This is a genomic window from Candidatus Krumholzibacteriia bacterium (genome assembly GCA_035649275.1).
Taxonomy (GTDB): Bacteria; Krumholzibacteriota; Krumholzibacteriia.
Genome location: DASRJW010000010.1, coordinates 19,488 through 38,108 on the forward strand (window position 1 = coordinate 19,488; position 18,621 = coordinate 38,108).

The 18,621-nt window shown below is 68.8% G+C and carries 16 protein-coding genes; 4 read left to right on the top strand and 12 right to left on the bottom strand.

Annotated features, from left to right (window positions below):
• Positions 1 to 101: 101 nt before the first annotated feature.
• From priA to ggt, 8 genes are all read right to left on the bottom strand, one after another.
• The gene (gene priA, locus VFE28_00620) at positions 102 to 2,246 is read right to left on the bottom strand and encodes a primosomal protein N' (protein ID HZM14478.1); all 2,145 of its coding nucleotides are present in this window, start codon (positions 2,244 to 2,246) and stop codon (positions 102 to 104) included.
• Positions 2,247 to 2,391: 145 nt separating this feature from the next.
• Positions 2,392 to 2,769 carry a response regulator gene (locus tag VFE28_00625; protein HZM14479.1) on the bottom strand — a complete coding sequence of 126 codons (378 nt, stop codon included), beginning with the start codon at positions 2,767 to 2,769 and terminating at the stop codon, positions 2,392 to 2,394.
• Positions 2,770 to 2,940: 171 nt separating this feature from the next.
• Positions 2,941 to 3,315, bottom strand: a complete 375-nt coding sequence (locus tag VFE28_00630; protein HZM14480.1) for a response regulator — start codon at positions 3,313 to 3,315, stop codon at positions 2,941 to 2,943.
• Between the two features lie 48 nt (positions 3,316 to 3,363).
• Positions 3,364 to 4,398 (bottom strand): response regulator, encoded by a 1,035-nt coding sequence (locus VFE28_00635; GenBank protein ID HZM14481.1) that lies wholly within the window; start codon positions 4,396 to 4,398, stop codon positions 3,364 to 3,366.
• Between the two features lie 63 nt (positions 4,399 to 4,461).
• The gene (locus VFE28_00640) at positions 4,462 to 6,099 is read right to left on the bottom strand and encodes a hypothetical protein (GenBank protein ID HZM14482.1); all 1,638 of its coding nucleotides are present in this window, start codon (positions 6,097 to 6,099) and stop codon (positions 4,462 to 4,464) included.
• Positions 6,100 to 6,360: 261 nt separating this feature from the next.
• On the bottom strand, positions 6,361 to 7,368 hold the full coding sequence (locus VFE28_00645; protein ID HZM14483.1) for an aldo/keto reductase: 1,008 nt from the start codon (positions 7,366 to 7,368) through the stop codon (positions 6,361 to 6,363).
• Between the two features lie 47 nt (positions 7,369 to 7,415).
• On the bottom strand, positions 7,416 to 8,321 hold the full coding sequence (locus tag VFE28_00650; GenBank protein ID HZM14484.1) for a ferredoxin--NADP reductase: 906 nt from the start codon (positions 8,319 to 8,321) through the stop codon (positions 7,416 to 7,418).
• Positions 8,322 to 8,336: 15 nt separating this feature from the next.
• Positions 8,337 to 10,034 (bottom strand): gamma-glutamyltransferase, encoded by a 1,698-nt coding sequence (gene ggt / locus VFE28_00655; protein ID HZM14485.1) that lies wholly within the window; start codon positions 10,032 to 10,034, stop codon positions 8,337 to 8,339.
• Between the two features lie 160 nt (positions 10,035 to 10,194).
• On the opposite strand from ggt, the gene VFE28_00660 reads away from it, so the two are divergent.
• Together VFE28_00660 and VFE28_00665 are read left to right on the top strand one after the other, a co-directional pair.
• The gene (locus VFE28_00660) at positions 10,195 to 10,884 is read left to right on the top strand and encodes a rhomboid family intramembrane serine protease (GenBank protein ID HZM14486.1); all 690 of its coding nucleotides are present in this window, start codon (positions 10,195 to 10,197) and stop codon (positions 10,882 to 10,884) included.
• Positions 10,885 to 10,931: 47 nt separating this feature from the next.
• On the top strand, positions 10,932 to 11,789 hold the full coding sequence (locus VFE28_00665; protein HZM14487.1) for a hypothetical protein: 858 nt from the start codon (positions 10,932 to 10,934) through the stop codon (positions 11,787 to 11,789).
• 92 nt (positions 11,790 to 11,881) lie between these two features.
• Here VFE28_00665 and VFE28_00670 read toward each other — a convergent pair whose 3' ends face one another.
• From VFE28_00670 to VFE28_00680, 3 genes are all read right to left on the bottom strand, one after another.
• Positions 11,882 to 12,847, bottom strand: a complete 966-nt coding sequence (locus VFE28_00670; protein HZM14488.1) for a DNRLRE domain-containing protein — start codon at positions 12,845 to 12,847, stop codon at positions 11,882 to 11,884.
• Positions 12,848 to 12,928: 81 nt separating this feature from the next.
• The gene (locus tag VFE28_00675; GenBank protein ID HZM14489.1) at positions 12,929 to 14,740 is read right to left on the bottom strand and encodes a DUF885 domain-containing protein; all 1,812 of its coding nucleotides are present in this window, start codon (positions 14,738 to 14,740) and stop codon (positions 12,929 to 12,931) included.
• Positions 14,737 to 16,140, bottom strand: a complete 1,404-nt coding sequence (locus VFE28_00680) for an MBL fold metallo-hydrolase (protein ID HZM14490.1) — start codon at positions 16,138 to 16,140, stop codon at positions 14,737 to 14,739. Before VFE28_00680 ends, VFE28_00675 begins: the two co-directional genes overlap by 4 nt.
• 249 nt (positions 16,141 to 16,389) lie before the next feature.
• On the opposite strand from VFE28_00680, the gene VFE28_00685 reads away from it, so the two are divergent.
• Positions 16,390 to 16,758 carry a co-chaperone GroES family protein gene (locus VFE28_00685; protein HZM14491.1) on the top strand — a complete coding sequence of 123 codons (369 nt, stop codon included), beginning with the start codon at positions 16,390 to 16,392 and terminating at the stop codon, positions 16,756 to 16,758.
• On the opposite strand, the gene VFE28_00690 is transcribed toward VFE28_00685, so the two are convergent.
• A complete protein-coding gene (locus tag VFE28_00690) occupies positions 16,721 to 17,539 on the bottom strand; it encodes a hypothetical protein (protein HZM14492.1) in 819 nt (272 codons plus the stop codon). The genes VFE28_00685 and VFE28_00690 overlap by 38 nt on opposite strands.
• Before the next feature lie 402 nt (positions 17,540 to 17,941).
• Between VFE28_00690 and VFE28_00695 the strand changes: the two genes are divergently transcribed.
• Entirely contained in the window at positions 17,942 to 18,613 is a 672-nt protein-coding gene (locus tag VFE28_00695; protein ID HZM14493.1) for a hypothetical protein, read from the top strand.
• Positions 18,614 to 18,621 lie beyond the last annotated feature (8 nt).

Here is an 18,621-nt window from a genome sequence, read left to right on the forward strand (position 1 = left end):
GGGTCATCCCGGCCCTCCTTCCAGCCGCACCTCCAAGCCTGGCGGCACCATCGCCTGCGCCGGTCCGGTCGGTCGCCCGCGGGTCGGCAAGTCCCTACGGTTCAGAGCATGTTCACCGGGTCGACGTCGACCTGGAACTCGACCCCAGGCATGCCTCGGGAACTCTCTGCCACCTGCTCGAGGAGCCGGGACTTCTCGGCCTGACCGAGCGTGCCCTTGATCAGGATCTGTTCACGATACCGCCCTCGCAAGCGTGGGATCGCGCTCGCTGCCGGCCCGAGCACCTGGAGCGTCCCGAGGTGCGCCCCGGGTTGATGGCCCGTCCGTGCGGGGGAATCCGAGGTCCCGGTCTCGACCTTCGCCGACGAAGCCGTGGTTCCTGTCCGCCTCCCCCCAGTTTCCTCTCCTGACGCCGCCGCCGCGGCTGCTGCCCTTCCCACCGGTGCTCCGGGTCGGAGTGTTTCCGCCAGGCGCTCCATGGCCTGCACCAGCCGCGTGCGTTCCGGCCCCTGCCCGGTGATTCCCAGCAGCCGGGCGAAGGGCGGGTAGCCGAGCCCCTGGCGCAATGCGGACTCGCGGGCAAAGAAGCCCTCGTAGTCCTGCGCCGCGGCCAGGCGGATGGCGTAGTGCTCCGGGGTCAGGGTCTGGATGTACACGTCCCCCGGCCGTTTCCCCCGGCCGGCCCGGCCCGCCACCTGGGCGAGGAGCTGGAAGGTGCGCTCGGCGGCGCGGAAATCGGGAAGCGACAAACCGCCGTCCGCTTGGATGACGCCGACGAGCGTCACCCCCGGGAAGTCGTGCCCCTTGGCCACCATTTGCGTGCCGAGCAGGATGTCCACCTCGCCGCGGGCGAAGTCCTCGAGGATGCTGCGATGCGCGCCGCGCCGGGTGGTGGTGTCATGATCCATCCGACGCAGACGGGCCGCGGGGAAGAGGCCGGCCAAGTCCTGCTCGAGACGTTGCGTCCCTACGCCGCGGAAGACCTGGCAAGGGTTGGCGCAGTGCGGGCACTGCCGGGGCACCCTGCGGGTGTGGCTGCAGTAGTGGCAGCGGAGCGCGTTCCCCACCGCGTGGTAGGTGAGGGTGATGTCGCAGTAGGGACAGCGCACCAGCTCGCCGCAACCGAAGCACTGCACGTAGTTGGAGTGGCCGCGGCGGTTGAGGAGCAGGATGCTCTGCTCGCCGCGCTCGAGACGCGCTGCCAGAGCATCGAGCAGCACCGGGGCCAGCACCGCCCGGCGATTCTCTTCGCTCCGCATGTCGACGACGTGCACCGCCGCGAGGGGCCGCTGGTCGACGCGCTCGGGGATCCGCAGCAGGACGTGCTTCCCCGTCGCGGCATTCTGGTAGCTCTCCAGGCTCGGCGTCGCCGAGCCGAGCAGCACCACGGCGCTCTCGAGGCGGCCGCGGACGAGGGCCACCGCCCGGGCGTGATAGCGCGGTTTTTCGTTCTGCTTGTACGAAGGTTCGTGCTCTTCGTCGACGACGATGAGACCGAGGTCGCGCACCGGCGCGAAGACGGCGCTCCGCGCCCCGAGGACGACCTGGATCTCGCCGCGCACGGCCGCGGTCAGAACATCATGCCGCTCCGCCATGGTCATGCCGCTGTGCAGGATCCCGAGCTCCGCTCCCAGGCGGGCGCGGAAACGGTCCGCTGTCTGCGGCGTGAGCGCGATCTCCGGGATGAGGATGATGGCGGCGCGCCCGCGTTCGAGCGCGGCACGCACCGCGTGCAGGTACACCTCGGTTTTGCCGCTGCCGGTGACGCCGTGCAGCAGGAAGGAGGCGTAGCCGCCGGCACCGAGCCTCTCCAGCACCGGAGCGAGGACGCGCTCCTGCCACGGGTTGAGCGCCACCGGCGGTGCCTGCTCGAGGAGCGCGACGCCGTGGGAGAGCTCCGCCTTGCGGCCGCGCGGCGCGCCGCGCTGGCGTTTCGCTGCCGCCGGAAGCAGAGCGCGCAGCGCTTCGCCGAGCGTGCAGGCGTAGTAACCGGCGATCCAAGCGCCGAGCTCCATGAGCACCGGGCTCAAGAGCGGCGGCTCGTCGAGAACCGCCTCGATGGCCTTCACCGTGGCCACGTCGGTGCTCGCGGGAAAATGCACCGCGTAGCCCACCAGGTGCCGCCGCCCGAAGGGCACCTTGACGCGGGCGCCGAGGGCGAGTCGCTCTTGCAGTGCTTCCGGCACGGTGTAGACGAAGCTGTCCTGCAGCGGCAGCGGTACCGCGACTTGGACCAGCCGGGACATGGCGCGCCTTTGCCTCACGGGACCGGAACAGGAGGAACCCACCGGGGAGGAATCGGCGTCGATTCAAGCAAGAGGAGAAGCGGCTGTCAATTGCTGGTCGTCCCGGTGCGCGGCGCGCGACCGCGGGGGCCGTGCCCGTGCGGGCTCAGCGCCGGACGCCGAGGATGGCCTGCACGCGTTCGATGAGCTTGCTGGGGCTGAAGGGTTTGGTCATGTAGTCGTTGGCGCCGACTTCGCGGCCGAGCTTCTGATCGACCTCGCGGCCCTTCGCGGTGAGGAGGATGACGGGGATGTTCTTGGTGGCGGGATCTTTCTTGATCATGCGGCAGGTCTCGTAGCCGTCGAGCTTGGGCATCATGATGTCGAGGATGACGAGGTCCGGTTTTTCCTCCCGCACCTTCTGCAGCGCCTGCTCCCCGTTGGTAGCGGTGACGACGTCGTAGTTCTCCGCGCCGAGGATGAAATCGAGGATGTGGAGAATGTAGACCTCATCGTCCACCACGAGGATCTTGGCCTGGTACATCCTGCGACTCTCCGTGTCGTGCGCCGCTCGAGTCCGGCGTGGGTGCTACGCATCCGTGATCGCTCGGGTCCGCAGCGGACGAGAGCAAATCCGAGACCAGCCCGGCTCCGAACGAATCTCCCCCCCCGCCCGGGGCGCTGCGCCCGGAGCCGCAGGGTCTGGAGGTACGGATCACACCGTGGAATGCAGCAGTTGGGAGACCGTGCCGAGGAAGGTCTCGACGCCGAACGGTTTGGGGATGTAGGCGTCGCACAGATTCTCGAGCTCGCGGGTCTCGCGCTCCGTCAGCCGCTTCGCCGACAGCGCCAGGATCGCCACCCCCTCCATGAGCTCGTTCTGGCGGGTGATGCGCATGGTCTCCAGCCCATTCAGATTGGGCATCATGATGTCCATGACAATGAGGTCGGGCCGATTGACGCCGAGATAGCTCAGCGCCTTCATCCCGTCGTTGACCCAGTCCACCTGGTAGCCCTCGTTGCGGAGCGCGTAGGTGAGGATCGTCGCCAGGGGCTCTTCGTCGTCCACGATCAGGATGCGCTTCTGCATAGGCCTTCCAGAGGTCTCGGGGTCCTAGGGGATTCGACTGCCGAAGGCTCAGTGTGCCGCGCGCTCGCGGCGTTCACAGACGACGATGCTGCCCAAGCGCGCCTTGCCGACCGCCCGCAGCTCGGCGGCCAGGTCGGTGAGCTTGCGCGGTTGCAAGTCGCGCTGTTTCACGTGATCCACCAAGGCCACGGTGAGGGCCAACAACGGGACCATTTCCCGCCGCCCGTGGCGTGCGACCGTTTCGTAGTGGCCGTGGTCCAAGTCGCGCTTGGCGAAGAACCGCCGCGACTCCTTGTCGAAGCGAGTGATGAGGTCATCGGCGAGCGGGCGCGCTACCTCGGGGCTCACCAGGATCACGAACTCGTCGCCGCCCAGGTGGGCGACGAACTTGACCGACGCCTCGAGGCTCTCCGTGGCCTCCGTGATGAGGCGCGCCAGGAGCCGCACTACCTCGTCGCCCTTTTCGTAGCCGAACTTCTCGTTGAAGCGGCGGAAGTGGTCGACGTCCAGGCTCAGGAAGGCGAAGTCCTCGGTGCCGTGGTGCAAGCGAGCGATCTGGGCTTCCGTGGCCGCCGAGCCCGGGAGACCAACGAAGCTGGGCGCGCCATGGTGTCGCCGGGAAAGTTCGATGGCCTTGCGGATGCGTCCGAGGAGCTCGTCCCAGGCATAGGGCTTCACCACGAACTCGTGGGCTCCAGCCACCAGGGCCTGCAAGCGCGTGGCGGCATCGCCACGGGCGGTGACGACGATGACGGGTAGCCCTTGCGTGCTCTCGTTGCCCCGGAGCGCACGGCAGACGCTGAAGCCGTCCATACCGGGCATCATGAGGTCGAGGAGCACCAGGTCGGGCTTCCATTGCAGCGTCGTGGCCAAGGTCTCGTCGCCGCGCCCGAGGCCGCGCACGGCGAAGCCTTCCGCTCGCAGCTGGAACTCGAGGATGTTCCGGAGGTTCTCTTCGTCGTCGACGACGAGAATGCGCGAAGGTTCCTGCGTCGCTTTGGACAGAATTCGCCTCCTTGCGCTGCCTACGGGCGTCCTCGGGCACATCCTGGCCCGGCCCGGACCCGGAACGGCAAGAGCCATGCCACGCAAGTCCAAGCAGGAGGCGCGTTTCAGCCTGAGTGAACAGGGCGGCGAGCGGCACCACTAGCCGCGATTGGCACTGGCGCGATGGGCGCTCGGAGCCTTGCCCTTCTGAGGCGGTGGAGCGCCGCTCAACTTGCGCGGCCTGGGCGCGCGCGGGGCAGTGTCCTCACGTGTCGAATCCATCCCTGCGGGCGCCGGCAATGGTGCTTCGGAATTCGGCGCCACTGCAGCGGACGATGAGGACGGATTCGCCGGACCCGGTGCGCCTTCGGGCGTGGAAGACGCTGGTGAAGGCGAGTCCGTCGTCGTGGAGGACACTGCTGACTGCCCTGTCACAATGGCAGAGGCCGGCGCGGTCTCTGCGGTAGTGCTTGACACGGGCAGTGCGCCAGTCGGCGCCGGCGAGGTTGCTTTCGCTGCTCTCGCCTCCGCAGCACCTCGGGCGGCGGAGGCACTGTCGCCCGGCGCGAGGGCGGAGGCCAGCGAATCCTTGGGAGCGGACACTGCTGCCGTGGAATCCCTCATCGTCCGTGCCGACATGGTGGAGTCGGCGAGGAAGGGCGGCAGTGGCTCTGTTTCTCCGGTGATCGTGATGAGCGGCGGGTAGAGGACGCCACCGATCCGCACTTCTTCCCGCAGGAGATGCTCGGCGTAGCTCTCCCAACGCCGGCGCAGGTCGTTGCGCAAAGCGGCGGCGCGCTCGTGCTTCCCCAGCGTGTCGAAGAGCTCCGCGCACACCATGGGATAGCTCGGGTCGGCCCGGTCGAGTCCCATGGCGCCGAGCTCCAGGCACAAGGGCACCAATCGATAGCCGTCGTGTTGCAACGGCGCGGCGAAGCGGTCCAGATCCGCCGCCAGGCGCACCGGCCGCAACAGGAGGAGCGCCAGGACGACGGTGACGAGAAGAGCGAGCGCCACCCTGTCGCCGTGCAGGCCGGTCCGCTGCCCGGCGCGCAGCGCCTGCAAGCGCGCTCCGTCCAGGCTGCCAGCGATCCCAATGAGTGTGCCGCAGGCGGCGAACGCCGCGGCGAGGAGGAACAAGACCTCGAGCGCAATCCCCGGGACAGCGTCGTCGCCGGCGTTGGCATTGCAGCGCCAGATCCACGAGCCTTGCCAGAGCAAGAGCCAGGGAACGATGACGAAGCTGGAGCTCCAGGCGACGAGAGCGGCACGGCGCGGGTGTCCGGAGACGACATGACCGAAGCCGGGGAGCACGAAGCCGAGGAGCATGCAGCGCCGCGGCTCGCGCACCCATTGCGGCAACCGCGCCGGAACGAAGCGTGAATCGCTCGCGGCGAGCCAGAGGGCTCGGGACCACGCCATCACCCAGGAACCCGCCGCCGCCAGGAGACCGATCATCCAAGGCACGAGGGCCACGGCGCCGGTTTCCAGCGCCATCTCCAGATCGTGCCAGCGCCACAGCATGCCGGCCCAGGTGAAGAACGACAGCGCGGCGAGGAGGGCCCAGGGGAGATTCCGGCTGCCTTGACGCAGCACGATGGGTGCGAAGGGCCCGAGCGCATACGCCAGCGCCAGGAGGAGGCCGCTCGGGATCCGGCTCGGCGCGGCGCTGCGGCCGAGGACTGCATCCAGGCGCGCGAGACCGCTCTCTGCACCGGACGCTTCCCCGGAGTCCGCCAACGGGATCTCGTCCACGGCGTGAGGCTGTTCCGGCTCCGGCGGCATCAACGGGGACATCCAAGACCTCCGGCGAAGGCGGCGTGCCCGGCGGCTCGCTCGAGAAGGGCCCGAGCGCCGGGCGCCGCGGCCGGTGCGGAACGTCCGCACGAGTCCATGCTGTGGTCGGCAACCGGCGTGCCGGCAGGTCTGGAGCCAATGCGCTGTCACGGGCCCGTTCGAGGAGCGGCGCAGCGGGCAGTTTGCCGAGCCCGGGGTGCTCGATCAGGGTCGAGGCGCGGGTGGAAGCGCGCGGGGAGGCAGGCGGCGGAACTTCGTGGCTCAAGCCTCCGGGTCGAACATGGAGAGGAACCACTGCGGATAGAGCCGCGGCGGCGGCATCAGGGCGTCGAGTCGGGCCACCTCGGCAGGAGAGAGCTGCCAGCGCACCGCCTCCAGGTTGTCCTCCAGCTGCCGCCGATCGCGGGCACCGATGATGACCGAGGTCACCGGCTCCTTGGCGAGGAGCCAGTTCAGCGCCGCCTGCGCCACCGTGCCTTCGTGCGCGGTGGCGATCGCCGCCAGCACCTCGACGACGTCGAGGCCCCGCTCTTCGTCGAACTGGAGGAACTGCTTTTCCACCGCCCGCCGCGTTCCCTGAGGCGGCGAGGCACCGCGCCGGTACTTGCCGCTCAAGAAACCGCCGGCCAGCGGGCTCCAGGGCAGGACCCCGAGACCCTGGTCCTTGCAGAGGGGCAGGAGCTCGAGCTCGGCGTCACGCATCACCGCGTTATACAAAGGTTGCAAGGTGACGAAGCGCGCCAGGCCGGCCCGCTCGGACACCGCAAGGGCTTGCATCAACTGCCAGGCCGCGAAGTTGGAGGCGCCGAGGTAGCGTACCTTGCCCCAGCGGACGCAGTCGTCGAGGGCGCGCAGCGTCTCTTCGATCGGTGTCCGCGCGTCCCAGCAGTGCACCTGGTAGAGATCGATCGTGTCCGTGCCGAGACGGCGGAGGCTCGCGTCCACGCCGTTCAGGATGTGGTGCCGGGAGAGACCGGCATCGTTCGGGGCCTCGGACATGCGCTGCATGACCTTCGTGGCCAGGATCACCTGCTGGCGGCGTTTCCCGAGCGCCTTGCCCAGGATCTCCTCGGACTCGCCGTTGCTGTAGACGTCGGCGGTGTCGAAGAAATCGATGCCCGCCTCCAGGCAGCGGTCGACGAGGTCGTTGGCCTCTTGTTGCCGGGTGATGGCGATGAACGGCCACTGGCTGCCGAAGGTCATGGTGCCGAGGCAGAGCCGGCTCACTTCGATGCCGGTGCTCCCGAGACGTCGTCGTGGCATGTCCATGCGCATCCCTCCAGGGCGGGCGGAGCACTCCCCGCCCGAAGATTTCTTCACCGTTCGAAGTGAACGTGGACCCCCTCGGGGGGATCCACCCGGTAGCCGCGGCGCTCCAGGAGCTCGATCATCCCCGGGGGTTCGGGGTACACCTTGCGCCCATCCACGAGACGCCAGCGCCCGAGCATGCCGGGATGGCCGCACAGGAACACGTGACAGCGCCGCGGGTCGAGGCGGATTCCCGTGCGTTCCTCCAGCGCACCGCTCGCGAGCAGCGCTTGCAGGCGGCCGCCGCCGACACCCGGCTCCCGCGTCGGCACCCCAAGCCACCGATAGGGCGGGAAGCGGCGCATGAGGCGCTCGTGAGTCTCGCCGTAGCCGAGGTCCGCCCGGCGACGCGCCGTGACCACGGCGGCGATGCGCCCCCGGTGGCCGCGACGCAGGAGCTCCCACACCATGCGCTGGTGCGGCGCCTCCCCCGTGCCGGTGGCGAGGAAGAGCACGTCGTCCTCGGCGCGCACCGTCGACAGGGTGTAGTTGCCGCGCGGCTCGGGCCCCACCCAGGCGCGCATCCCGGGCTCGAGAAGGGCGAAGCGCGCCGCCAGCGCCGCGCCGCTCTCGTCCGTGGCCCGCTCACGGTCGAAGCCGATGTACAACTCGTACCAATCGTGCTCCTCCGGCGTCAGCAGCCGTTCCGCATCTTCCGCCATGATGGCGCAGGAGAGCGAGTAGGTGCGCTGTAGCATGGACTCCGGGTTCGCCAGCGACTCCGCCGGACAGTCAGGAAGGCGCGGTTCCCACAGTCCGAGCCCGGCCTGCAACCACTGGCCGGCCTCGTACGCCGGCAGCGGCGCGTCCGGACGCAAGCGCAGCACGAAGAGCTCTGCGTGCACGCGGCGCCGGCCGATGACGGTGGCGTTGTAATGTTCTTGCCGCAGCGCCGCGACCTTCGCCGCCTCCATCGACCGTCGTTTCTCCTAATAGCCGAGGGCGACGCCGTCTTTGCGCGATTCCGTGCCGCCGAGGAGCACGCCCCGCTCGTGGTCGATCCAGATGCCCTGGTAGCCCCCGAAGCCGCCCACGTTCTGCACCACCCGATGCCCCTTCAGCACCAGATCGCGCACCACTTCCGGGGGCACGCCCGACTCGAGGTGCAAGATGCCGCCATCGTCCATCTGCTCCCCCGTGGGTTCGCTGGAGCCCGTATGGTAGAAGCGGGCCGCGTCGCCGGCCTCCTGCACGTCCATACCGAAGTCGATGATGTTGCACAGCACCTGCACGTGTCCCTGCGGCTGCATGTCGCCGCCCATGACCCCGAAACTGAACACCGGCTTGCCATCCTTGGTCACGAAGGCCGGGACGATGGTGTGGAACGGCCGCTTCTTCGGCGCATAGGCGTTCGGATGCTCCGGGTCCAGGCTGAAGAGATTGCCGCGATTCTGCAGGCAGAAGCCCGAGCCGGGTGGGACGACGCCCGAACCGAAGCCCGAGTAGTTGCTCTGAATGAGGGAGACCGCGTTACGTTCGGCGTCCACCACCGTGAGGTAGGTGGTGTCCCCGGTGCGGAGCGGCAGATCTCCCGCCGGAATGCTTCGTTTCGCCCGCTGCGGGTCGTAAAGTGCCAGGCGTTCCCGGGCATAAACGCGGGAGAGGAGGCGCTCGAGCGGCAGGGCCGCGAACTCCGGGTCGGCGTAGTAGCGGGCGCGATCCTCGAAAACGATCTTCTTCACCTCCACCATCAGGTGCAGCGCCTCCGTGCTGTTGTGCCCCATGGCGGCGAGATCGTAGGCCTCGAGCATGTTCAGCATCTGCAGCGCCGCGATGCCTTGGGTGTTCGGCGGCAGCTCCCAGACCTGGTAGCCCCGGTAGGTGGTGGAGAGCGGTTCCACCCAGGTGGAGGTGTGCGCTTCCATGTCCTCCTTGGTCAAAGCGCCGCCGGCGCGCTGCACCGCGGCGACGATGCTTTGCGCCAGGTCGCCGCGGTAGAAAGCATCCCGCCCGCCCTTGGCGATGCGGTCGTAGGTGGCGGCGAGATTGGGATTGCGGAAGACGTCGCCGGCGCGGGGCGCCTTGCCGCCGGGGCAGTAGGTGGCGAGGAACTCGGGATACTCGGCGAAGCGCTGCGGCGCCCGACTCCAGTAGTAGGCGATCACCGGCGGCACCGGGCAACCCTCGCGGGCATAACGGCTGGCCGGTTCCAGCAGCTTGCGCATGGAAAGCTTGCCGAAGCGCGCCTGCAAGGTGAACCAGGCATCCACCGCGCCCGGCACCGTGACCGGCACCCCGCCCATCTGGGGCATGCGCTCGCCGTTGCGACGCAGATCCTCCAGAGGCAGACGGCTGCCGGCGCGGCCGCTGCCATTCAGTCCGTAGAGGCGCTGGGTTTTCGCGTCCCAGACGATGGCGAAGAGATCGCCGCCGACGCCGCAGGAGGTGGGCTCCATGAAGCCGAGCGCGGCATTGACCGCGATGGCTGCATCCACCGCGCTGCCGCCGGCCTCGAGGATCTCGACGCCGATGCGGCTCGCCAGCGGGTGCTCGCTCGCCACCATCCCGTGCGTGGCGATGGTGGGAGAGCGCATGGTGAAGTCGCGGCCGAGCGGCCGGTCGGCGGCGTCGCTGGCGTGGGCGAGCGCGAGAAGGAGGCACAGCGTCGTGGGAACCGCGATCCGCATGGAACACCTGCCCCGTGTGTGACCCGGTGGACGCATCCTATCACATGGTGACGCCGCAAGGATCAGCGTAGAATGCGTGGCGCGGGCTGATCGCGAGCCACGGCGCGAGGCTCGCTCGCGGCGGGCAGCCGCCGCTGCGCCGCGGCAACGGAGGCGTTCCATGGTCCTGCCGCTGCGCGACATCCAGGCGCGGCGCCACTTCCCCGTGGTCACGGTGATGCTCATCGCCGTGAACGTGCTGGTCTTCCTCTACGAAATGCAGCTCGGCCCGCGGCTCGAGGGCTGGCTCATGAGCACTGCCTTCGTTCCGCACCAGTACTTCGCCCCTGGGAACTGGGTGGGGGATGGACGTTCCGTCCTCGTCTCCATGTTCCTGCATGGCGGCTGGGGACACCTGCTGGGCAACATGCTCTACCTGTGGATCTTCGGGGACAATGTCGAGGATCGTCTGGGCCGCCTGGGTTACTTGGCCTTCTATCTCTTTTGCGGCTGGTTCGCGACGATTTCGCACGCCTTCACGAATCGCGCCTCGATCGTGCCTTCCATCGGTGCGAGCGGCGCCATCGCCGGGGTCCTCGGCGCCTACCTCGTCATGTTCCCCAAGGCCCGCGTCCTGACCCTGATCCCGCTCGGCATCTTCATCCGTGTCGCGGAGCTGCCGGCGCTGATCGTGCTGGGCATGTGGTTCGTGCTGCAGGTCTTCAGCGGCACCTTGAGCCTCGGGCTCGGGGAAGGCGCCGGCGCCGGCGTCGCCTGGTGGGCGCACATCGGCGGCTTCGTGGCGGGAATGGTGCTCGGGTGGATCTTCAGGGGCCGCGGGCAGCGCTCCCGCGCCTTCCGGGAGGAATGATGGCGGGCGCGATGCCGCGGTCAGCAACTCTCGGGAGCGCCGGCTCGATGCTTCTTCTCGCCACCGCCTTCCTGGTGCCCGGGAGCGTCGCGGCGCCGTACGTCATTCCGTACAAGACACTGCAGTCCCTCACCGTCGAGCTGCACAGCCTGCGGGACACCGTCACCCTCTACGCCGGCAATCCGCAACAGCTCCTGGAGCTGACGACGCATCCGGAAGACGTCTTCCCCCGAGTGGAGCTCAGTCCCGGCCAGCGCGCGACCCTCAGCATCCGCGACCAGGTGCTTCTCGACCTGCCCGCGACACCGGATTCCAGCTTCGCCGACGAAGAACCGCTGCCCGCCGCCACCACCGGGGAGATGCCCGAAGCGCATCGCTGGCAGCTGCTGCTCTCGCCGCCAGCACCGACGAAGTACCTCCTGCGCTGCGAACGCGGTGCGGGGAGCTTCGATTTCAGCGATCTCCCCACCCAGGAGGTGCTCCTGATCGGCGTCGATGCGGCGTTGAAGATGGAATTCCACCGCCGCAACCTGGTGCCCCTGGAGCGCTGCCAGCTCGTGGCCGACGGCGGCAGCCTCGAGGTGCGCGAGCTCCTCAATGGTCTACCCAAGGTGGTCTCGGTGCAGTGCCCCCTCGCGGAGGTGGACTTCGATGTCACCGGCAAACCCTTCGACGGCCTGCTGGAGGTTTTCTTCGAAGGCGTCGCGTCGCGGCTGCACTTGCGGCTGTCGCCGAAAATCGGTGTGCAGGTGACGGTTCCCGCTGCAGTCCGAAAGAACTTCGCCGGCGACCGCCTCGTGGAGCGAGACGGAGTCCTGGTCACCAAGGACTACGAGGAAAACCGCTGCAAGCTCAGGCTCTTCCTCGCCGACGCACCGCGTTCGCTGGAAGTCGAATGGGAATGAGCCTGGCTTCCTGAGCCCGCGACCACGAGCGCCCCGGGCATGGGTGAGCTCCCTCCGGCCGGCCGTGCACACGCTGCTTCGGGCGCGCACCCTCAGCGGCTCAAGGTGAGCCGTTGCACCTGCCGTTCGCCACCGCGTTCGAGGACGAGGAAGTAGTGGCCCGAGGGCAGCGGGCGGCCGGTGCGATCGCGCCCGTCCCAAGCGAGGAAGTGGCGTCCCGGACCGGGCTCGGTGGCGAACGTACGCAGGCTCCTGCCCCGCGCGTCGAGGAGATGCAAGGCCACGTTCCCCGGGCCAGGCAAGTCGTAGGCGATCGTCGTCGAAAACCGGAAGGGGTTCGGGCGCCCCGGGTGGAGGCGGAAGACGAGAGCGTCGCCTGCCGTGTCCGTGGCAGGTTGGAGGTAGAGAAGCAGCCGCGGGTGCACGGCGGGATCCGGGTGATCTTTGCTGTCGAAGCGCTTGGCGGTCTCGCCACCGCTCTCGTCGCCGTGGACGAGCCAACCGAAGTTGCTCGCCGGCGTATCCACCCATTGCTGCACATCGGCGCGCAACGCCGGGGAGGACCAGGTGAAGAAGCCGGTGCTGCCGATGCCGAGGCTCGCACTCGCCGTCGGCACGAAGTCGCCGCCTGCATTCGTCCACAATGTGGTGTCGAAGAAACGATGGATCCAGGTGGCATCCCCCGGTGTGCTGGCCGTCCCTCCTCCCTCTTCCATCGGAGCGTCCGAGGTGCCTTCCCCCCAGTCGGCCAGCAGGCGGTGCAAGCCGACCTGATGCGTTCCCGGTTGGGCGCGGGACATGGAGAGGACGACGGCGACGCTGTCTACCGCCGTCCCCGGCGGGATGGAGGAAAGATCGAAGGCCAGGACTCCCCGGCGCCTGGCGCCGGCGAGCGTCCTGCCGGCGAAGAAGAACTGGCCGGCGCCGTTGCTGATGCTTCCCGTCGGGCTCTCGTACAAGGTGTTGTCACGCTTCGGTTCCAGGACGAGGGTCAAGGCGGTGCCCTGGATCGGAAGGACGGAGGCGGCGAGGAACCCTAGAATGAGAAGACGCTGCAATCTCGAGATGCAAGGCATGATCGGTCCGTTCGCTGCCATGGCCCAGAGCGCGCGTCGTGCTCGTGATCGGCGCCTACGGTTTCACTGCCCCGAACCGGCGTAATGTTCGAGAACGATGTCGCGCAAGGTGGAGAGCGTCACCGCGCCGTGACGCAGCACGACATCGTGGAACTCTCGCAGGTCGAAGGCCGCGCCGCGCCTCTTCTTGGCCTCCTCGCGCAGCGACAGGATCTCCGCCTGGCCCATCTTGTAGGCCAGCGCCTGACCGGGCCAGGTGATGTACCGGTCCACCTCGTTTTCGATGTTGTTCTCCGCCAGCGCCGAGTTGGCCACCATGTAGTCGATCGCTTGCTGCCGGGTCCAGCCGTAGGCGTGCATGCCCGTGTCCACCACCAGCCGACAGGCCCGCCAGGCTTCGAAGCTCAGCTTGCCCATCCGGTCGAGATCGCTGCTGTACAGACCCAGCTCGTCGCAGAGCTGCTCCGTGTACAGGCCCCAACCCTCGACGAAGGCCGTCGATCCCATGTGCTTGCGGAACTCCGGCACTCCCTTCAATTCCTGGGCGATGGCGATCTGCAGGTGGTGCCCGGGGACGGACTCGTGGAAGGCGAGCGCTTCGGCCTCGTAGCGCGGGCGCGTTTCCGGGGCCGACGTATTGATGTAGTACTGGCCCGGCCGTGAGCCGTCCATCGCCGGCTGCCGATAGTAGGCGATGGTGGAGTGTTTCTCCTCGTGCGCCTCCATGCGCACCACCTCGCAGCGCGCCTGCGGCAGGATACCGAAGTACCGGGGCACCGCCGCCTGGGCCCGCGCCAGAGTGTCGCGCGCCTTCGCCTCCACTTCGTCACGGGTGGCGAAGTGCAGCTTCGCGTCGCGGCGCAGGCGCGTCAGGATCTCGGCTTGATCGGAGGTGTCGAAGACGCGCTGGCCCAGGACGCGCATCTCCGCCATGATCCGCTCCACTTCGGAACGGCCGAAATTGTGGATCTCATCCGGCTTGAGGGCGAGGGAGGTGTGCTTGCGCACCATCGCCCGGTAGCAGTCCTCGCCGCCCGGAAGGTTCTTGAGCCCCACTTGCCCCGCCGGGCGGGCGCGCGGCAGAACCTCGGCGCGGAGGAAATCGCGATAGCGCCGGAACGCCGGCCGCACCACGTCGCGCACCGCGGCCTGGAGGCTGTCGGCGAAGCCGCGCTGCGCTGCCGCCGGCCAGCCGCTGTGCGCGGTGGCGAGGGGCGAGAGCAGCGCCCAGCTCTGCAGATCCTTGGCCTCGACCTCGTCGAGCTGATCCAGGACGCGCTCCACCTGCTGCCGCGTCGCCACCCTGCCCTGGGCGAGGCCGGTTCTCAGGTTGGCGACGTGCGCATCCATGAAGGGACCCATGGCGCGCCAGCGTTGCACCATCGCCCGGCCCTGCGCCGGCGTCGAGATGCTCTGCATGGCCGGGAGGTTCTGGAAAGCGACCTGGGGCCCGTCCAGCGGATCCACCACCCAGTCCTGGAAATCGCACTCCAGTGTCGCCAGCTTGCCTTCGATGACCTCGAGCAGCATCGAGGCGGTGACGCGCTGCTCCGGGTCCAGAAGGCCCAGATCGAGACCCACCACGGCCTCGCGCATCTGCTGGAGCTCTGCAGTCACCCGCGCCCGGCCCTCGGGGGTGACGTCGGGGAGGAGATGATCGAAGCGCCGGTCGCCGAGAGCCGTCGCCTCCAGCGGCTCCGACCGCAGGTGCGCCTCCCAGAAGGCGGTGGCCAATCGATCCAAGGTACCTCCCGGCGTTTCGGCAGCAGCGTTGGCTTGGGACAGGGAGAGAACGGGGGCGCTGTCGCTCCCGGTCGCAGCGAGGATCGCGGCGGCGACAGCCGCCACCCGGTGCGGCGAAGCGCCGCGTCTCATGGAAGCACCTCCGAGGCGGGCGCCGTGGCGCCGAAGAGAGCCTGCAGATCCGGATCGTCGTGGATGCAGGGTGCTGCCGGCTTCAGCGGCACCGATTGCGTGGCCCGTTCGAGGCGCACCTCGTAGCTCACGCCGTCGGTGACGAAGCTGACGTTGTACTGTACGCCGCTGCTCCGGGAGCGCCCGAGGCTCGGTGCCTCGTCGATGACGTAGACGTCGGCGCCCAAAGCCTGCAGGCCACTGCTCGTGCGCGCGAGGGCGTCCGCCAGGTTGCCGCTCCAGACCAGCTGCGTATTCGGGATGAAGCCGACGCGGGGCTTGAGTACCGCGAGCCAGCCGGGCGTGGAGGCGTCGGGCAGTCCGTGATGATGCGCCTTGTAGTACTCCACCTCGAGGGTCGCGAGCGGGAAGGCCTGCTGCATGCTCGCCTCGGCGGCGGCCTCGGCGTCGCCGCCGATGATGAAGTCGACCTCGCCGTAGCTCCACTTGAGAACAATGGAATCGTTGTTGATGTCGTCGTTCTCCCGCGCCCGGTCCGGAACGTAACTGGGCAGCCTGCCGCTGGAGAGGACGGTGACCAGCACCCGCTCGTCCCACGCCAGCTCTGGTTGGGTCGCCGAGGTCTGGCCGCGGCTCAAGACGGCGCGGCGCACGCCCGCCTGCGCCAGCGTGGCCATGGCTTCACTGTAGGCATCGCGCGACCACGATTTCTCCGGCGAATCGAGGAAGACCGCGGGGCGCCGGGAGAGGATGCCGTCCCCGAAGTCGCCGAAGGCGCCCACCAACCCACCCAGGTGGTCGATGTGCACGTGGGTCGACAGCACCGCGTCCAGGGTGGTCACGCCGTGGCTGTCCAGATACTGCGCCACGGCGCCGGCAGCGCCGCGCTCGCCCGCATCGATGAGCACGCGCCGGCCGTTAGGGAGCGTGATCAGGTGACTGTCGCCGAAGCCGATGTGGATCATCGTCGCGGTGAGCAGCGCGGGGACGGGCAGGCTTCCCGGTTCGAAGGAACCGAGGTCCGAGTGCGACACCGGTCCCCCGGGAGCTTCGTCCACCGTCTGCAGGTAAACGCGCCGTCCGGCTCTGAGATCGAGCAAGGGCACTTCGTGCTCCCGGAGCAACGCCCGGTCGCGCCGGCCTGCAGCCACTGGGTAGGCCACGTGGTCGAGGTCGGCGCTGGTGAAGCCGTAACGCACGCTCCCCCGCGACTCGATGTCGGTGCTCCAGCGGACGTGACCGTCCACGACGGTGACGTGGGCCGGCAACAGCGGCGCCGCCGGTTCGGGGTCGACGATGCTGTCCTTGCTCTCGCAGCCGATCAAGGCGATCAGCACGAGAGCGCCGAGGGTGCCGCGGCAAGAGCGCGTCCGTTTCGAGGTTGCAAGCGAGCGATTCATGAGCCTTCCAGGGTAACCGATTTTTCCCGGTTCGCCGAGTTCTCGCGGGAGGGAGAGGGGACACCGCCCTTTCACGCCGCGTGCCGGCAGGCTCCGGGCCGGCGACCCTCGTCGGGGGAGGAGTCGTCACGCAGGGACGCCACACGGCCTCCGCCGTCGACCCACCGAGCCGTACCACCGAGCGCGTACTCTATATAATGTCGCCGGGCCCTACGCCGCCCCGTCCATGCCGGGATGCTTGGAGGTCGTGTGAAGAAGGAACTCATCGTCGTCGGCGATCGCGTCCTCGTCGAACCGGAAGCGGGCGAGGAGCGAACGCACGTGGGGCTGTACCTGCCGCAGACGGCGGTGGACTCCCGCGCCGTCCAGGGCGGGCGGGTCGTCGCCCTCGGGCCCGGTGTGCCGGTGGGGCCGCTCGAGACCGCGGACGACGAACCATGGAAACGCCTGCGACGGGAACCGCGCTACCTGCCCATGCAAGCCCGCGTCGGCGACTATGCCCTTTTCTTCCGCAAGGCCAGCGTGGACATCACGTTCGAGGGCAAGAACTACTTCGTCGTGCCCCACGACGCCATCCTGGTCATCGTGCGCGAGACCCCCGACGGCGACTCCCCCTGAGCGCGTTCCGTCGGCGCGCGAACCGCAGGCCGGACCAGGTCGCGTCGATGGCGCTGATCTTGTAGTCCACGAAGCCACGGGAGAGACCGAACTCCCGCACTTCCTTTTCGCCCAGATCGGTCGCTTCTCCCGAAGCTTTCTTCCGCCACAGGATCCAGAGGCTCCCCCCGGTGGCGAGGGCGCGCGCTGCGGCCGGGAAGCGGCGCGCCAGATCGGCCTGGGAGCGCGCGAAGAGCAGGACCATGGGCGGCGCGCCGCGCAACTGTGCTTGGAAGCGCACGCCCTCCGGCAACTCCCCCAGGGTGGAGGCGAAATCCACCGGCGCACCGAGGAGGGCCACGCGCATCTCCGGGCGCAGGCCCAGCTTCCTCGGCAAGGGCGTCCCGGAGTACGCGTCCATGCTGCCGCGAACCACGGGGTGCCGCGGCGCCTCCCGCTGGGCGCGCCGCAAGGCCGCGCGGATGCCGCGCCACTGGGTGTACACCGCGTCGGGGAGCAGGGCGCGCATCTGCTTCACTTTCTCGGCTTCGCCACCCACGAAAAGGAGCGGCACGGCACGAGTGACCCGGCGCTGGCGCAACCAGACGCCGACGTTGCGCCCCTCCGCCGGACGCCGCGCCAGATCGATGACGATGGCTTCGGGCGGCCGACTGGCAAGCCCGCGCAGCTTGGCGGCATCCGCCGGCACCACGGGCTGCACGGAGTGGCCAGCGCGTCGCAGAGCCTCGAGACCTGCCGCCGCCGCCGCGACGTTCCAGTCGATGAGCGCGATGCGACTCACCCACACCCTCCAACCTGCCCGGCTCCTGCGGGCGCCTTCGTCACCCTACGGAAGACGCCGAGCCATTCTACCCCGCGACCGACCCGAATCTTCAGCCCGAGCGTCCATGGAATGGCTTGTGCTGCTCGCCTCAGCATACTCACTCTCTCCTCCCGCCTTCTGGCAGCTTGAGCAGCGCTGCGCTCGGAACGCACGGGCTCGGTCATGCCGCGGAGGGGAATGCCGTGCCACCGTGCTTCCCCCCGTTGCGCCTTGCTCTGCGGCACGAGGCTTGTTCTGCGGTGCGTACTCCCAGGCGAAAGCCCCAGGGAGCGACACGAGGTGATTCCTGCGCCGCATTTGCGAGCTCCAGACAAGCGATGCACGAGGATCGTGAGCTCGTTCACCAGGGGGTTCCCTGCCATGTCTCGCACTCTGTTCCTTGTGCTCCTTGCAGTCGCGTCGCTGCTCCCGGGAAGCGCCGTCGCCGCGCCCCCCAACAACGGGTACATCGGCGTCTTCGGAGACGCCGCCGGCACGAACTGCTGCATCACAATGAACTCGTCGGGCAACGGCCGCTTCTATCTCTATCTGGTGACTGCCGGCGCCACCGCCGCGGGCTTCACCGGGGCGGAGTTCCGCGTCTCCATCGAGCCGAGCGCCTCGGGGGTCGGCTTCGTCTGGAACCCGGCGGGCGGGGTCGTCCTCAACAGCGGGGATCCCATCGACAATGGCAGCGGCGGCGGCCTTTTCATGTCGTTCTCGTCCTGCCAGACGGTGACCGGCCTCGCCGGCGACAAGATCCCCCTGGGTACTATCCATGTCATGGCCATGACGACGCAGCACGAGGCGAAGGTGCGGATGCACAGCACGCCCTCCAACCCGAGCTTCAGCTGCCCGTCGGTGACGCTCTGCGACGCGCCCGCATTCACCCAGGTGTGCTTGACCCTGGAGCAAGGGGACCCGGCCCTGGGCGGCGACGAGCCCGTGGCCTTCACCTCGGCAGTGAACAGCACGAGCTGCTCCGGCACCTCGTGTGGCTTCGTCGCCGTCGCACCGTCGACGTGGTCACAGGTCAAGAGTTTGTTCCAGTAGAGCCGGTA

Bases quoted from the DNA above. Each gene is read 5' to 3' on its own strand.
- priA (HZM14478.1), bottom strand. From the start codon at position 2,246: ATGTCCCGGCTGGTCCAAGTCGCGGTACCGCTGCCGCTGCAGGACAGC.
- VFE28_00650 (HZM14484.1), bottom strand. From the start codon at position 8,321: ATGGAGGCGGCGAAGGTCGCGGCGCTGCGGCAAGAACATTACAACGCC.
- VFE28_00645 (HZM14483.1), bottom strand. From the start codon at position 7,368: ATGGACATGCCACGACGACGTCTCGGGAGCACCGGCATCGAAGTGAGC.
- VFE28_00675 (HZM14489.1), bottom strand. From the start codon at position 14,740: ATGAGACGCGGCGCTTCGCCGCACCGGGTGGCGGCTGTCGCCGCCGCG.
- VFE28_00660 (HZM14486.1), top strand. From the start codon at position 10,195: ATGGTCCTGCCGCTGCGCGACATCCAGGCGCGGCGCCACTTCCCCGTG.
- VFE28_00640 (HZM14482.1), bottom strand. From the start codon at position 6,099: ATGTCCCCGTTGATGCCGCCGGAGCCGGAACAGCCTCACGCCGTGGAC.
- VFE28_00695 (HZM14493.1), top strand. From the start codon at position 17,942: ATGTCTCGCACTCTGTTCCTTGTGCTCCTTGCAGTCGCGTCGCTGCTC.
- VFE28_00625 (HZM14479.1), bottom strand. From the start codon at position 2,769: ATGTACCAGGCCAAGATCCTCGTGGTGGACGATGAGGTCTACATTCTC.
- VFE28_00635 (HZM14481.1), bottom strand. From the start codon at position 4,398: ATGGCTCTTGCCGTTCCGGGTCCGGGCCGGGCCAGGATGTGCCCGAGG.
- VFE28_00665 (HZM14487.1), top strand. From the start codon at position 10,932: ATGCTTCTTCTCGCCACCGCCTTCCTGGTGCCCGGGAGCGTCGCGGCG.
- VFE28_00680 (HZM14490.1), bottom strand. From the start codon at position 16,140: ATGAATCGCTCGCTTGCAACCTCGAAACGGACGCGCTCTTGCCGCGGC.
- VFE28_00630 (HZM14480.1), bottom strand. From the start codon at position 3,315: ATGCAGAAGCGCATCCTGATCGTGGACGACGAAGAGCCCCTGGCGACG.
- ggt (HZM14485.1), bottom strand. From the start codon at position 10,034: ATGCGGATCGCGGTTCCCACGACGCTGTGCCTCCTTCTCGCGCTCGCC.